This window comes from Chryseobacterium culicis, assembly GCF_002979755.1.
Classification (GTDB): Bacteria; Bacteroidota; Bacteroidia; order Flavobacteriales; family Weeksellaceae; genus Chryseobacterium; species Chryseobacterium culicis_A.
This window is the reverse complement of record NZ_PCPP01000001.1, coordinates 2,701,651-2,715,854: the sequence shown is the minus strand read 5'-3', so window position 1 is coordinate 2,715,854 and position 14,204 is coordinate 2,701,651. Positions and strand designations below refer to the sequence as shown.

At 36.0% G+C, this 14,204-nt stretch carries 12 protein-coding genes; 10 read left to right on the top strand and 2 right to left on the bottom strand.

Annotation, left to right across the window (positions count from 1 at the left end; genetic code table 11):
• Window positions 1-8 precede the first annotated feature (8 nt).
• Together CQ022_RS12325 and CQ022_RS12320 are read right to left on the bottom strand one after the other, a co-directional pair.
• Window positions 9-1,268: a protein O-mannosyl-transferase family gene (locus tag CQ022_RS12325; protein WP_105681659.1), complete on the bottom strand. Its 1,260-nt coding sequence runs from the start codon at window positions 1,266-1,268 to the stop codon at window positions 9-11.
• Window position 1,269: 1 nt separating this feature from the next.
• Entirely contained in the window at window positions 1,270-1,779 is a 510-nt protein-coding gene (locus CQ022_RS12320) for a DUF2480 family protein (protein WP_105681658.1), read from the bottom strand.
• Between the two features lie 78 nt (window positions 1,780-1,857).
• Between CQ022_RS12320 and lpxB the strand changes: the two genes are divergently transcribed.
• The 10 genes from lpxB to CQ022_RS12270 all read left to right on the top strand — a co-directional run bounded on the left by lpxB (window position 1,858) and on the right by CQ022_RS12270 (window position 14,147).
• Window positions 1,858-2,961 (top strand): lipid-A-disaccharide synthase, encoded by a 1,104-nt coding sequence (gene lpxB, locus CQ022_RS12315; RefSeq protein ID WP_105681657.1) that lies wholly within the window; start codon window positions 1,858-1,860, stop codon window positions 2,959-2,961.
• 42 nt (window positions 2,962-3,003) lie between these two features.
• Window positions 3,004-4,095: a glycoside hydrolase family 99 protein gene (locus CQ022_RS12310; RefSeq protein WP_105681656.1), complete on the top strand. Its 1,092-nt coding sequence runs from the start codon at window positions 3,004-3,006 to the stop codon at window positions 4,093-4,095.
• A gap of 141 nt (window positions 4,096-4,236) precedes the next feature.
• The gene (locus CQ022_RS12305) at window positions 4,237-6,009 is read left to right on the top strand and encodes a ComEC/Rec2 family competence protein (protein ID WP_228421550.1); all 1,773 of its coding nucleotides are present in this window, start codon (window positions 4,237-4,239) and stop codon (window positions 6,007-6,009) included.
• Window positions 6,010-6,154: 145 nt separating this feature from the next.
• Window positions 6,155-6,817, top strand: a complete 663-nt coding sequence (locus CQ022_RS12300) for a succinate dehydrogenase cytochrome b subunit (protein ID WP_105681654.1) — start codon at window positions 6,155-6,157, stop codon at window positions 6,815-6,817.
• 15 nt (window positions 6,818-6,832) lie between these two features.
• Window positions 6,833-8,845 carry a fumarate reductase/succinate dehydrogenase flavoprotein subunit gene (locus CQ022_RS12295; protein WP_105681653.1) on the top strand — a complete coding sequence of 671 codons (2,013 nt, stop codon included), beginning with the start codon at window positions 6,833-6,835 and terminating at the stop codon, window positions 8,843-8,845.
• A 24-nt stretch (window positions 8,846-8,869) separates the two neighbouring features.
• Window positions 8,870-9,637 (top strand): succinate dehydrogenase/fumarate reductase iron-sulfur subunit, encoded by a 768-nt coding sequence (locus CQ022_RS12290; RefSeq protein WP_105681652.1) that lies wholly within the window; start codon window positions 8,870-8,872, stop codon window positions 9,635-9,637.
• Window positions 9,638-9,945: 308 nt separating this feature from the next.
• Window positions 9,946-11,487: a TlpA family protein disulfide reductase gene (locus tag CQ022_RS12285; protein WP_105681651.1), complete on the top strand. Its 1,542-nt coding sequence runs from the start codon at window positions 9,946-9,948 to the stop codon at window positions 11,485-11,487.
• Window positions 11,488-11,595: 108 nt separating this feature from the next.
• Window positions 11,596-13,008 carry a 23S rRNA (uracil(1939)-C(5))-methyltransferase RlmD gene (gene rlmD / locus CQ022_RS12280; RefSeq protein WP_105681650.1) on the top strand — a complete coding sequence of 471 codons (1,413 nt, stop codon included), beginning with the start codon at window positions 11,596-11,598 and terminating at the stop codon, window positions 13,006-13,008.
• Window positions 13,009-13,039: 31 nt separating this feature from the next.
• Window positions 13,040-13,516 carry a DUF6452 family protein gene (locus tag CQ022_RS12275; protein WP_105681649.1) on the top strand — a complete coding sequence of 159 codons (477 nt, stop codon included), beginning with the start codon at window positions 13,040-13,042 and terminating at the stop codon, window positions 13,514-13,516.
• Complete coding sequence (locus CQ022_RS12270) at window positions 13,482-14,147, top strand: DUF6048 family protein (protein ID WP_105681648.1); 666 nt, start codon at window positions 13,482-13,484, stop codon at window positions 14,145-14,147. Before CQ022_RS12275 ends, CQ022_RS12270 begins: the two co-directional genes overlap by 35 nt.
• Window positions 14,148-14,204 lie beyond the last annotated feature (57 nt).

The following is a 14,204-nucleotide window of genomic DNA, read 5'->3' as shown; positions in this document are numbered from 1 at the left end:
AATTATTGTTAAAGTTTTCTGATCTCTTCTTCTGTGTAACCTTTGCTCTTTAACAGCTTTATATATTCTATCGCACTGATGGTCATCCATTCAATAGGTTCAGGTGCCTGCTTCTTATCAATGGTAAACTCCAAAATGCCGACATTGTTATTCATCCATGGAAGTGCATAATAATTAAGCCCTCCTTTATACTCCTTAAACGTGTGAAATTCTTTTCCTTTTTCTGTTAATAATATGACTTTATAGACTAGAAGATATCCCACAGGAATCAACAGGCATACCCATGAAAATTTTCGGAGACTGGTATACTTTGTTGAAGAAAGACCGTACCCGATGGATAAGGCAAAAATTATATTGAATGGTAGGAAAAATACGTAATTATCTGATACAGCATAAAAGGTTGAAAACCCATATACACATACTGCTCCTACTGTAAAAACAAAAAACATTTTTCTATTCGTCTTATACAATAAGAAAATTCCTGCGATTCCAAAATAGATAAAGAGGTTGAAATTATATAAAAGGTATCCCAAAGATTGAAAAAAATCTTTTACATATTGAAAGGTGTCTTTTTTCAACGAATCTTCTACCCAGGTTCCCTGATCAGAACTATAAGGCGATTTGAAAGGAAGTCCCTGGGAAATATTCAGAACGAATAGAGAGCTGAATAATGCAGCAAAAATCAATAGCGAAACCACTGCGTATTTTTTTTCATTTCTGAAGTAAAATAAGAAGACAACCAAAGCAGGGATCAGAAGAATATTCTGAATATGCACCCATAAACTGATTCCTAAAAAGAGGCTGCTCAACAGGATATAGATTCTTTTCTTTTCAGTAAAGCTTCTGATCATTGAAAAAAAGAAAAGACTTACCCAAAGAGAATTATAAGTATATACTTCTACGATCTCCGCATTTCTCCAGAAGGTAAAGCTAAAACCAAAAACAAAAGCAGCTGTAAGAGATGCCCATTCTGTTTTTGAAATGCTTTTTACCGTGAGATAAATAACAGAAACCGTAGCGGCACCTGAAGAAACAACCAAAAACCTGCTTGCTTCAATAGCATTAATGCCTGCCAGGTTTTTGATAAAAATAACGGTGTTGATATAGAGAAAGTGGCTTGTTGCCGTAGCCGTTGTTTCCCATATACCCTTTTCTGCACTGAACACAAACCCAACACAATCGGCAAAAGGAATTTTTGAAAAACTTCCGAAATAATAGATTCCAAGAAAAATAATAAACAAAAATACTGCTGATAAATATTTGTTCATATTAGTTCTTTATGATAGGAACATTCGAACAAGCTTCTCCGAACATCAGAGATTTTACAATGGGTTTTAATTGTTCTACCAATTCAATATAGGCGTTTTCAGGGATTTCTTTATCGGAACAACCTTTTACAAGTACTCTTTTTCCTCTCATTTCCTCAAAATCATGAGTCTGGATGGCATTGTGCATTAAAATAACTTCCAGATCTTCGCGGTTTCCAAAAACGATTTTCTTTGCTACTTCTGTAAGCTTGGCTGTTAAAACAAAATACGCCCAAAGCGGAATAATAGTATCTACAGAATTGTAAATGTATATATAGGCGTCTCTATATTGTTCCGTATCGATGGCATCAACCTTTTCACGGAAATCTTTTTCTTTAAGGATCATTTCCTGAAAAAGGAAATCTTTAAGGTCAATACCTTTTCTTTCCCCTTTTGGAAGTAAAGTGGTAAGGTCAAAATTGATAAGGCCGCTTTCTGCAACTTTATTCCGGATTTCAAATTCTTCTGACATTTTTTATCATTATCTTTGAACAAATTTACGAATTAAGATCATATCAATCTTAATTTGTTCTCTATCCTTACTATAGAAATGAAGTATTATATTATTGCAGGAGAAGCTTCTGGTGACTTACATGGAAGTAATCTGATGAAAGCCTTAAAACAAAAGGATTCCAATGCAGAATTCAGATTTTGGGGTGGCGACCTCATGAAAGCTCAGGGCGGAATATTGGTGAAACATTACCGTGACCTTGCCTTTATGGGATTCCTGGAAGTGGTGATGAACCTTCGTACCATTCTGAATAATATTAAATTCTGTAAAGAGGATATTCAAAAGAACAGACCTGACGTTTTGATTTTGGTAGATTATCCGGGTTTCAATCTGAGAATTGCCAGATTTGCCAAAGAACTTGGAATTAAGGTGGTGTATTATATTTCACCACAGCTTTGGGCTTGGAAAGAAGGCCGCGTAGAAATTATCAAAAAATATGTGGATGAAATGATGGTGATTCTTCCTTTCGAAGAAGATTTTTACAGAAAACATGGAGTTCATTCCCATTTTGTAGGCCATCCTTTGCTGGATGCTATTTCAGATTTACAGGAAATCAGTATTGAAAAATTCAAATCTGAGCATGGACTGAACGAAAAAGAAATCATTGCATTATTACCGGGTTCCAGAGAACAGGAGGTAGAAAAAATGCTTGAAATAATGCTTTCTGTAAGACCGCACTTTAAAAATTACCAGTTTGTAATTGCTGGAGCACCCAGTCTTCCAAAAGAATTTTACGAGAAATATGTGGATGATAATGTTCATTTTGTTTCCAATAAAACTTATGACCTGCTGAGATGCTCAAAAGCAGCTCTTGTTACGTCAGGAACGGCTACTCTGGAAACTGCATTATTGAATATCCCTGAAGTAGTCTGTTATCGCGGAAGTAAAATTTCCTACGCTATTGCTAAAAGATTAGTGAAAAACATCAATTATATTTCTCTGGTTAATCTGATTATGGATAGAGAAGTGGTAAAAGAATTGATTCAAAATGATCTGAATACTAAAAACCTGGTAGAAGAACTCAACAAGATTTTAACAGGAGAAAAAAGAGAACAGGTTCTGAATGACTATAATCTTCTGAGAGAAAAACTTGGCGGAAAAGGAGCCAGCGACCATGCCGCTGAGGTAATATTAAACGTATAGCCTCATCCCAAATCTTTTGAAAAATTAATCTACCTTTTACCTATGAATTATTGTACCCGTTTCCTGTTATTACTGACATTCACCTTATTTTTCTCCCATAGTTTTGCCCAGCAGAACAACATAAGAGATAAAGCTCAGATATTTTATTACGGCTGGTATGGAAATCCATCAACAGACGGAAGTTATCAACACTGGAATCATGAAATTCTTCCTCACTGGAGCAATCCGAAATGGAACAATATGGGGCATCACCAGGGAGGAGATGATATCGGGGCTAATTTTTATCCGGCACTTGGAAATTATAGTTCCAACGACACGAAGATCATTGAAAAACATATGAAAATGATCAAAGAGTCCGGAGTAGGAGTCGTGGTGGTAAGCTGGCTGGGAAAAGATTCATACACGGATAAAAGCCTTATCAATTATTTGGATATTGCAGATCGTTTTGATTTGAAAATTGCATTTCACATTGAACCGTTTTATAAAAATACATCAGAATTAAAGGAGCAGCTTTCTTACCTTATAAAAACATATTCCAATCACCATGCTTTCTATAAAAAAGAGGGAAAACCTCTGTTGTATGTATATGATAGTTATAAAATACCTAAAGAAGAATGGGCAAAAATGCTGTCTGAAAATGGCGAAAAAACAATCCGAAATACAGAATTAGATGCTCTTTATATCGGACTTTGGGTTGAAAAAGATGATGCGAAATTTTTTGAATCGTCAGGTTTTGACGGTTTCTATACCTATTTTGCCAGCGAAGGTTTTGTATATGGAAGCACAACCGCTAATTGGAATTTTATGGCCCAATATGCTAAAGATCATCATCTGATTTTTATTCCTTGTGTAGGCCCTGGATATTCAGATACAAGAATCCGCCCATGGAACGAAGCGAATTTCAAAAGCCGAAACAATGGAAAGTATTATGAAAAGATGTTTGATGCTGCCATAAAAGTAAACCCTGATTTCATCGGGATCACCTCATTCAATGAATGGCATGAAGGAACCCAGATAGAACCTGCTATTCCTAAAAAATCGGGAGATTTTAAATATGAAGATTATGGGAAAGATCCGTTGTTTTATATCAAAGAAACTAAGCGTTTGACGGATAAATTTCTGAAAAAGAAATAGTATACTTTCAATTCTGAATTTTACCATAAAAAATTAAGTGCCCCGTTGATGTTTTTGATGCATAACGGGGCTTTTTTTAGTCAGTTTAGAGATCATATCCCATGGATTAATTATCTACTTTACCCTGATAATTAATTGAAATTGCACAAGCAGCCTCTTCTTATTCTGGCCCTATGTTTTATTCTTGGGATTCTTTTTCAGGATAAAATAGTGTTGACGGAATCTTTCGTTTATGGGATTGCTGCAATCTGCTTAGTTCTGCTTGTTTTAATCTGTTTTCATTCTTACTTTCTGCACAAAACCAAAGTTATCTGGCTTGTGCTTTTGTTCTTTGGTGCTGGGAGTATCCTTCATTTTTATAATGCTTATTCTCCGGATAATAAGGTTCTGGTAGGGAAAAAAGAAACGGTTACTTTTAAGATCGCTCAGAAATTAAATTCTTCTGGAAAATATAGAAAATACGAAGGTGCAGCACAGGTGGGAAATACACGTTTCAATTCCATTTTTTATGTTCCAAAAGACAGAAAAGAGCTGGATTTTATTCACTATTATAAAGCTGAAGCGTATGTAACACAAGCAAAAACGGCCCAATATGATTTTCAGTTTGATTATGCCAGATATCTGAAACGGAAACATATTGATTACCAGATTTATATTTCAAAAGAAATTGTATCTGCAGAACGGAATGAGGTAACGATGGCGGATAAAATGCGGCAATATAGACTTATGGTTCTTCATAAAATTGATACAACTGAAATGTCAGGAAAGACCAAAGAATTTTTAAAAGGAATTATTCTTGCCGACCGTACAGAGATTGATGCGGATACTGTAAAAGATTTCAATAAATCCGGGCTGGTTCATTTTTTGGCTATTTCCGGAACCCATATTGTGGTTATCTTCGGGATATTTTATTTTTTGCTGATCCGTTTTACTCCCTTACGATTCAGAAAATATACTGTAATTGCAAGCTTGGTTTTTATCTGGCTGTTTGCTGCTTTTATTGGATTTGGAAATTCAGTGTTGCGATCCTGTATCATGCTCAGTGTTTATTTTGCTTTTGTATTGCTTCAGCGGAAACCGGATTTGCTTCATTCACTGGCTTTATCTGCATTTTTTATTTTAATTGGTGATACCCAGCAACTTTTTGATGTGGGTTTTCAGCTTAGCTTTTTGGCTGTTTTGGGGATTTATTGGTTGAATCAGCCTCTGTTGAAACATTTTCCAAAACAGGATAACTATATTAAAAAACTCCTGTTTAATACCATCACAATATCTTTATCAGCACAGTTGGCAACCCTTCCTTTGGTCTTGTATTATTTTCATCAGTTTTCATTCATATCAATCATTGCCAATTTTGTTGTTGTTCCTTTTTCTGAACTCATTATTGTTTTCTCTTTTATAATGACTGCCCTGGTTTCTTTTGGAATTGATTTTGAATTTCTCAATGGGATTTATGATTGTATTATACGGATTCTATTGAAAATAATCCACAGTTTTGCTGAGATTGACCTTCTATTTTTTGAAAATATTCCAATGAATATCCTGGAAGTACTTTCGGTGTCTGCTGTAGTTTATGTATTAAGGCCGGTTATCTTAAAGTTCAATTTTAAAAATCTTATGAGACTGATAATGGCGGCCATCGTTTTTTTGATAATAAGAACGGGAAGCACAGCTTTTGAACATCGGAAAGAAGAGATATTGATTCATCATTTTAATAAAAACAAAATTTTTTCAGTAAAAAATGGGGATAGAGTATGTTTCTGGATTTCGGATATGGAAAATATGGCAGAGGTTTTACAGTATATAATAAATCCCTATTGTGCCTCCAGGAGAGTAGATCATTTTGAGGTAAAAACCTTGTCATCCTCCGTTCAAAAAGTAGTTTTCAGAGATAAGATTTACGATCTGAAATGATGGTTCTTAATTTAGGCGTTTTCCTGTATTTATAAAGGGTGGAATTCTTATTTAGAAACATTACAAACTGCCTAATTGTGAGATTTCTCACTTTTCGATATTGTTAAACTTTCTTAATTTTGTAGAAATTCAAATTTAAACTTATATGGCAGGTTTAACGAGTTCTACGATAGGTAGAAAATATGCTATGGCATTATCAGCTCTATTTTTGCTGATTTTTCTTATACTGCATTTGACGACCAATTTGTTATCAGTTCTGAACAAAGATGCATTCAATACAGCATCTGACTTCATGGGCTATAATCCTTTTGTGCAGTTCTTAATGCAGCCTATTCTTGGTTTTGCAGTAATTTTCCATTTCGTAATGGGATTTGTGCTTGAAATCAAGAATAATAAAGCGCGTCCGGTAAAGTATGCAGCAAACAACGCATCAGTGAATTCTTCATGGATGTCCAGAAATATGATTATTTCCGGAGCTGTTATCTTAGCTTTCTTAGCGCTTCACTTATATGATTTCTGGTTGCATGAAATTAATTACAAGTATGTAGAAGGATTAACTCCTGATGCAGAACGTTTCTGGCCTGAACTTCATGAGAAGTTTGCTGATCTTTGGAGAGTGGCTCTATATGTAATTTCTTTTGTTCTACTAGGATTACACTTAGCTCACGGATTCCAGTCTTCATTCCAGTCTATTGGAGCAAGACATCCAAAATACACGCCGGTGATCAAAGCTTTCGGGACATGGTATTCAATCCTTATCCCAGCAGGATTCATCATCGTAGCAGTTTTCCATTTTATAACTCAATAATATCAATATACTAGTATGAGTAAATTAGATTCAAGAATTCCAGCGGGTCCTCTTAAAGACAAGTGGAAAAATCATAAAGACCATATGAACCTTGTTGCACCAAACAACAGAGATAAGATTGATATTATTGTTGTAGGTACAGGTTTGGCAGGAGGTTCTGCAGCAGCTACACTGGCTGAGCAAGGATATAATGTAAAAGCATTCTGCTACCAGGATTCTCCAAGAAGAGCGCACTCTATTGCAGCTCAGGGAGGGATCAACGCCGCTAAAAACTATCAGGGAGACGGTGACTCTACTTACAGATTATTCTATGATACCATTAAAGGTGGTGACTATAGAGCAAGAGAGGCTAACGTTTACAGACTTGCTGAAGTTTCTGCAAATATTATTGACCAGTGTGTTTCCCAAGGGGTTCCTTTCGGGAGAGATTACGGCGGTCAGCTAGATAACCGTTCATTTGGTGGAGTTCAGGTAAAAAGAACTTTCTATGCAAAAGGACAAACAGGACAGCAGTTATTATTAGGTGCATACTCTTCAATGAGCCGCCAGATCGGTAAAGGAAGAATCAAGATGTACAACCGTCATGAAATGCTTGACCTTGTAATTGTAGATGGAAAAGCAAGAGGAATTATCGCAAGAAACCTTGTAACAGGTGAGATCGAAAGACACTCTGCTCACGCTGTAGTAATTGCTTCGGGAGGATACGGAAACGTATATTTCCTTTCTACCAACGCAATGGGATCAAACGTTTCTGCAGCCTGGAAAATTCACAAGAAAGGAGCGTACTTTGCAAACCCTTGCTACGTACAGATTCACCCGACTTGTATTCCTGTTCACGGAACACAACAGTCTAAACTGACTTTGATGTCTGAATCTCTTAGAAACTCTGGAAGAATCTGGGTTCCTAAGAAAATTGAAGATTCTGTAGCCATCAGAGAAGGCAAATTAAGACCTGAAAATATTAAAGAAGAAGATAGAGATTATTATTTAGAAAGAAGATATCCTGCATTCGGAAACTTAGTACCTAGAGACGTTGCGTCTAGAGCGGGTAAAGAAAGATGCGATGCTGGTTTCGGAATCGAAAATAATGATACGAAAGAAGGTGTTTACTTAGATTTCTCTACAGAAATTATCAAAAAAGGTAAAGAAGCCGCTATCGAAAAACATATTCATAATCCTACAGATCAGCAGATTTATGATTTAGGAAAAGCTTGGATTGAGGAGAAATATGGTAACTTGTTCGTTATGTACGAAAAGATTACGGCTGATGATCCTTACAAAACTCCAATGAAGATTTATCCTGCAGTTCACTACACAATGGGAGGTGTTTGGGTTGATTATAACCTTCAGTCTACCATTCCTGGATGTTTCGTAATCGGTGAAGCTAACTTCTCTGACCACGGAGCTAACAGACTTGGTGCTTCTGCATTGATGCAGGGTCTTGCTGACGGATATTTCGTACTTCCTTACACGATTGCAGATTATCTTTCTGCAGATATCAGAACAGGAACTATTCCTACCAATTCAGGAGCGTTTGACGAAGCTGAAAAAGGAATTAAAGAAAAAATTGATTTCTTCTTAAATAATAAAGGAACTCATTCTGTAGACCACTTCCATAAGCAATTAGGAAACATTATGTGGAACAAAGTTGGGATGGGAAGAACTCCTGAAGGTTTAAGAGAGGCAATCAAAGAAATTGAAGAAGTGAAAAACGATTTCTGGAAAAACGTAAAAGTTCCTGGAGATGCTGAAGGAATGAACACTGAACTTGAAAAAGCATTCAGAGTGGCAGACTTTATTGAACTTGGACAATTGATGGCTATTGATGCATTACACAGAAATGAATCTTGTGGTGGGCATTTCAGAGAAGATCATGCTACTCCGGAAGGAGAAGCAGAAAGAGATGACGTGAACTTTAAATATGTAGGAGCTTGGGAATATCAAGGTGATGATATCAAACAAGAAGTTCTGCATAAAGAAGATCTTATCTATGACAATATCGAAGTTAAAGCGAGAAGTTACAAATAATCTCCAACCTATAAATATAACATTATGAGTGCAAAAAAAGGCCTTCATCTTACGCTGAAAATTTGGAGACAAAAAAATAGTAAAACTAAAGGTCAGTTTGAGACCTATAAAATATCAGATGTATCTACAGATTCTTCATTCCTGGAGATGTTGGATATTCTGAATGAAAATATTATTAACGAGGGAAAAGAGCCTATCGCTTTCGACCACGACTGTCGTGAAGGGATCTGCGGTATGTGTTCTCTTTACATCAATGGTAGAGCTCACGGGCCGGATACAGGTATCACAACCTGCCAGCTTCACATGAGAATGTTCAAAGATGGAGAAACGATCGTTATTGAACCTTGGAGAAGTGCTGCTTTCCCTGTTATCAAAGACTTGATGGTAGACAGAAGCGCATTCGACAGAGTAATGGCAGCCGGAGGTTTCATCTCTGTGAATACTTCAGGTAATACCTTAGATGCTAACGCAATTCCGGTTCCTAAAGAAGATGCAGACAAAGCAATGGATGCAGCTGCTTGTATCGGATGTGGAGCTTGTGTAGCGACTTGTAAAAACGGATCTGCAATGCTATTCGTAGGAGCTAAAGTTTCTCAGTATGCATTACTTCCTCAAGGTAGAGTAGAAGCTAAGAGAAGAGTTCTGAACATGGTGAAAGCTATGGATGAAGAAGGATTCGGAAACTGTTCAAACACCGGAGCATGTGAAGTAGAATGTCCTAAAGGTATTTCTCTTGAAAACATCGCAAGAATGAACAGAGAATACATGGCTGCTCTTGTAGATCAAGGATAGAATTGATTCAAATACATAAAAAATCGCCTTCATTTTTGGAGGCGATTTTTTTATGAAAGGGATGACCCTGTTAAAGTTTGTTAACTTATTGATAGATCTTCGTTATTCTTTATTTATTAAGTATATATTTGAAGGGTAATAGAATGGTTTTTTTAAAAAACTTTCCAATACTTTTTACCTGTAAAAAGATAGGGTTCAATAATTAGAATCTCCCTTTTGAACGGTAATAATAAAATTTTTAAAAAAAATAATTAGTGTGAATTAGCAAGCCCTAAAAAGCGTATTTTTGTGTAATATTAAAAATTGAAATGAAAAAATATCTTTTATTGTTTATCATCACATTCTTTGTGATGTCTTGTTCAAAAAAAGTAGAAGTAAAAGGGAAAATTACAGGAAGCTCACCATTAGAAAGAATTGAATTTGTAGAAGCTTCAGGAGTAGGAACCCTGCCTTTAATTAATATAGGTCTAGATAAAGACGGAAACTTTTCAGGAAATTTTGATGCTCCTAAAGATGGGATGTACGTAATTAACTATGCAGGCAGACAAAGCCTGATCTATCTTGAAGGAGGACAAACTGTGAATATTTCTGGAAACGGAACTACTTTCCCAAATGAATATGTGATTACCGGAGATGCTAAAAAGAATAATGATTTCCTTACGGCAAGTATGAAGTTTTTAGCAGACTATGGCAGCAAAGTTAATTTACCGGTATTAATGGGTGGAGATGAAGCTGCATTTTTAAAAGGAATGCATAAAATTGAAGCAGATATTAATAAAAATGTAGATGATCTTGCCAAGAAAAATAACCCAAGCAAAGGATTATTAGAGTGGAAGAAAAACGACGTAAAAGTAACTATTCTTAACTTGCTTGCCAATTATGAAATGGGGCACGGTCCAATGTCTGGAAACCCTTCTTACAAAGCTTCTAAGGCTTTTAAAGATTATGAAACTCAGTTAGAGACAGATAAAGATGCAATGGTGAAAACGATTCCTCTTTACAGACAATATCTTCTTGTAAAAATGACTCCTGATTTCCAGAAGTATGCGGAAGCAAACAGCAAAGGAAAAACAGGAATTACAACTTCTGAGATGTTTGCTCAATATTTAAAAACAAAGAAAGACTTATCTCAGACTGCAAAAGATTATCTTCTTGCTTTTGTAATGGCTCAGGCTGATATTCATCCAACGACTCCGGTTGCCAATATCGACAAGATTAAAAAGATTATCGATTCAGATATTAAAGATGCTACCATTAAAAGTGATCTTTTAAAAATGCAGGTAGCGATTACAGGTCTTAAAATCGGAGATGCAGCTCCTGAAGCGGCTTTAGCAAAACAAGACGGAAAAGCTTATAAACTTTCTGAAAACAAAGGAAAACCTTATATGTTATTCTTCTATGCTTCATGGAATCCTTACATCAGCGAAGCTACAGTACCTGTGCTAAAAGAAGTGGTAAACTTCTACAAGTCTAAAATGAATTTTGTATTTGTAAACGTTGATGATACAAAAGACCAGTTCATTAAAACAAGTAACTCCTTATTAAAAGGGATTCAGGGAGTAAATGTTTATGGAGAAGGAGGTTTGAACTCAGATATCGCTAAGAAATATGGTGTATACGGATTCAAGTTACCTTGCTTTGTAATCATTGATAAAGATGGTAAAATTGCCAGCAGATCTTTTGTAAACCTGGGTGAGCAGGAATTAGTAACGATTCTTGATAAACAAACAGGTCTTTCAGCTCCAAAAGTAGAGCCGAATATGCAAACGCAGCCGCAATTACAGCTTGATCCTTCTGCAATGCAGCAAGCTCCACAGCCCGCAAATCCACAGCCGGCTCCAACAAAATAATAAACTTTAACACAGTATAGAAACCTTATCTTCGGATAAGGTTTTTTTTATTGTATTTTTGCAAACTGGAACGTAAAAGTTTCAATTAGGAAAATAGAAAATTTTAGAATGAGTAGGAAGAAAAAAAGAGATTTAATTCTTGAAAATATAAAGCTATTGACTGCCGGAGCAAAAGGCGTGGCAATCGGAAGAACAGAAGAAGGAAAAGCCGTGATGGTTTCAGGAGCAATTCCAGGGGATATTGTGAATGTAAAAGTGAAGAAAGCGAAGTCAAAATATTATGAAGGCGAAGCTATTGAAGTACTTGAAAAATCTCCCTACAGGGTTGATCCTAAATGCGTTCATTTCGGAACCTGCGGAGGATGCAAATGGCAGAATATGAGCTATGAAAAACAGCTCGATTTTAAACAGGAAGAAGTATATAATAATATCAAAAGAATCGGAGGAATTGATGACTTTGAAACCGTGTCAATTCTAGGATCTGAAGAACAGTATTTTTATAGAAACAAAATGGAGTTTTCCTTCTCCAATGCAAGATGGCTTACTCAGTATGAAATCAGTTCCGAAGAGAATTTCGGAAGCAGAGATGCCCTAGGATTCCATATCCCGGGAATGTGGAGTAAGATTCTTGATCTGAAAGAGTGTTTTCTTCAGGAAGATCCTTCCAATGCAATAAGACTGGCTGTAAAAGAATATGGAGTAAATAACGGTCTGGACTTCTTTGATGTAAGAAATCAGGAAGGGTTTTTAAGAACCTTGATGATGAGACAGAACTCTAAAGGAGAATGGATGGTTCTTTTCCAGCTTTACAGAGAAGAAAAAGAAAACAGAGAGAAGCTTTTTGAATTCTTATTGGAAAAATTCCCTCAGATTAAAACATTGGTATATGCCATTAATCCTAAGCAGAATGATTCTATTTATGATTTAAATATCAATGTGTATTTCGGAGAAGGTTACCTTATGGAAGAAATGGACGGACTGAAGTTTAAGATAGGACCGAAATCATTCTTCCAGACCAACTACAAACAGGCATTGGAATTATACAGAAAAACACTTGAATTTGCTGATCTGAAAGGAGATGAAGTGGTATATGACCTTTATACAGGAACAGGAACAATTGCACAATATGTAGCAAGAAATGCAAAACAGGTTATTGGAATAGAATCTGTACAGGAAGCTATAGATGCGGCCATAGAACATGCTGCATTGAACGGTTTAACAAATACAACGTTCTATTGTGGAGATATGAAAGATATTTTCAATGATGAATTCATGGCAAACCACCCTAAAGCAGATGTATTGATCACAGATCCACCAAGAGACGGAATGCACCAGAAGGTCGTAGAGCAGATCTTAAAACTTTCACCGGAAAAAGTAGTTTATGTAAGCTGTAATTCCGCTACTCAGGCAAGAGACCTTGCTTTGATGAAAGATCACTATACTTTAGTGAAGATCTTGCCGGTAGATATGTTCCCGCAGACGCACCATGTTGAGAACATTGCGTTGTTGATTAAAAAATAAATTTATTTAAATTTGAATTTCAAATCTTAATATGAAGTATTTTAAATTTCTCATAGCAATCTGTTTTTTAGGAATGCTTGTTTCCTGTGGAGGAGATGATGATATTTGCGAAAGCGGAGAAGGAACTCCAAGAATGAAGGTAGCTTTCAGATCCCTGGATTCTGGAAAGGAGAGAACTCTGGATTCACTCTATGTGGCTGTAGATTACGGGGCAGGAAAAGTAGATCTGGGAGGACTTGCAAAGATTGATTCAAGGTTGATTCCTCTACGGGTAGACAACTCGCCGTATACAGATGTTTATTTTAAACTTACCAATAAAGGGGTAGAGTCTAAAGTAAGGATTAATTATAGTACGAAGTCAACTTATGTTTCTCCCGGATGTGGGATCAAAAAAACTTATGAGAATTTAAGTTCAGAATTATTAACTCCTAATCCAGTTCTGAAACTGGAAGCTGGACAAAATCAGATAGAGAATGAAGACAAGACTAATCTTTACCTTTCTTTTTAGTTTATTTGGAATAATAAGCTGGGCACAGGATAAAAAAAAGGAAGCAGAGAAGAAGGTTCACGAAAAATATGAACCCAATTTTATGGTTGGCCTTGATGTATTGAATACAGGAGCCGGATTTTTTTCGGACAGAAAATTGTACCAGGGATTTATTTCCTCAAAAATCAGAGGAAATATTCATGCTATTGCAGAAGCCGGTTTTGAAAAAAACATATATCAGAAGAATGGGTATGATGCTAAGGCAAGCGGCCCTTTCGTTAAGTTAGGCGCATTTTATATGCTGGCAAAAGATTCCGAAAATGAATTCAACGGATTTTATGCCGGTGGAAAAGCTGCCGGATCATTCTATAATCAGGAATATATGGCTGTCCCCGTTCGCGGATTTGGAGGAAGTAATTCCTCTGAAGCGTTTCCTTCATCCTCACAAACTTCTTTTTGGCTGGAAGGAACAATAGGAGGCAGGGTACAGTTATTCAGTTCCAACTTCTATATCGATGTGAATCTTCAGCCAAGATATATGGTATATACTTCTAAGCAGGATGATATCTCTCCGATGATTGTTCCCGGTTTTGGAAGAAGTTCATCAAAATTCAATATGGGATTTGCATGGAATATTGCTTATAAGTTCTAGAAATAGTAGTCTTTTACCTTTAAAATATATAAAATACAAACTTTAGATTATTCTAAA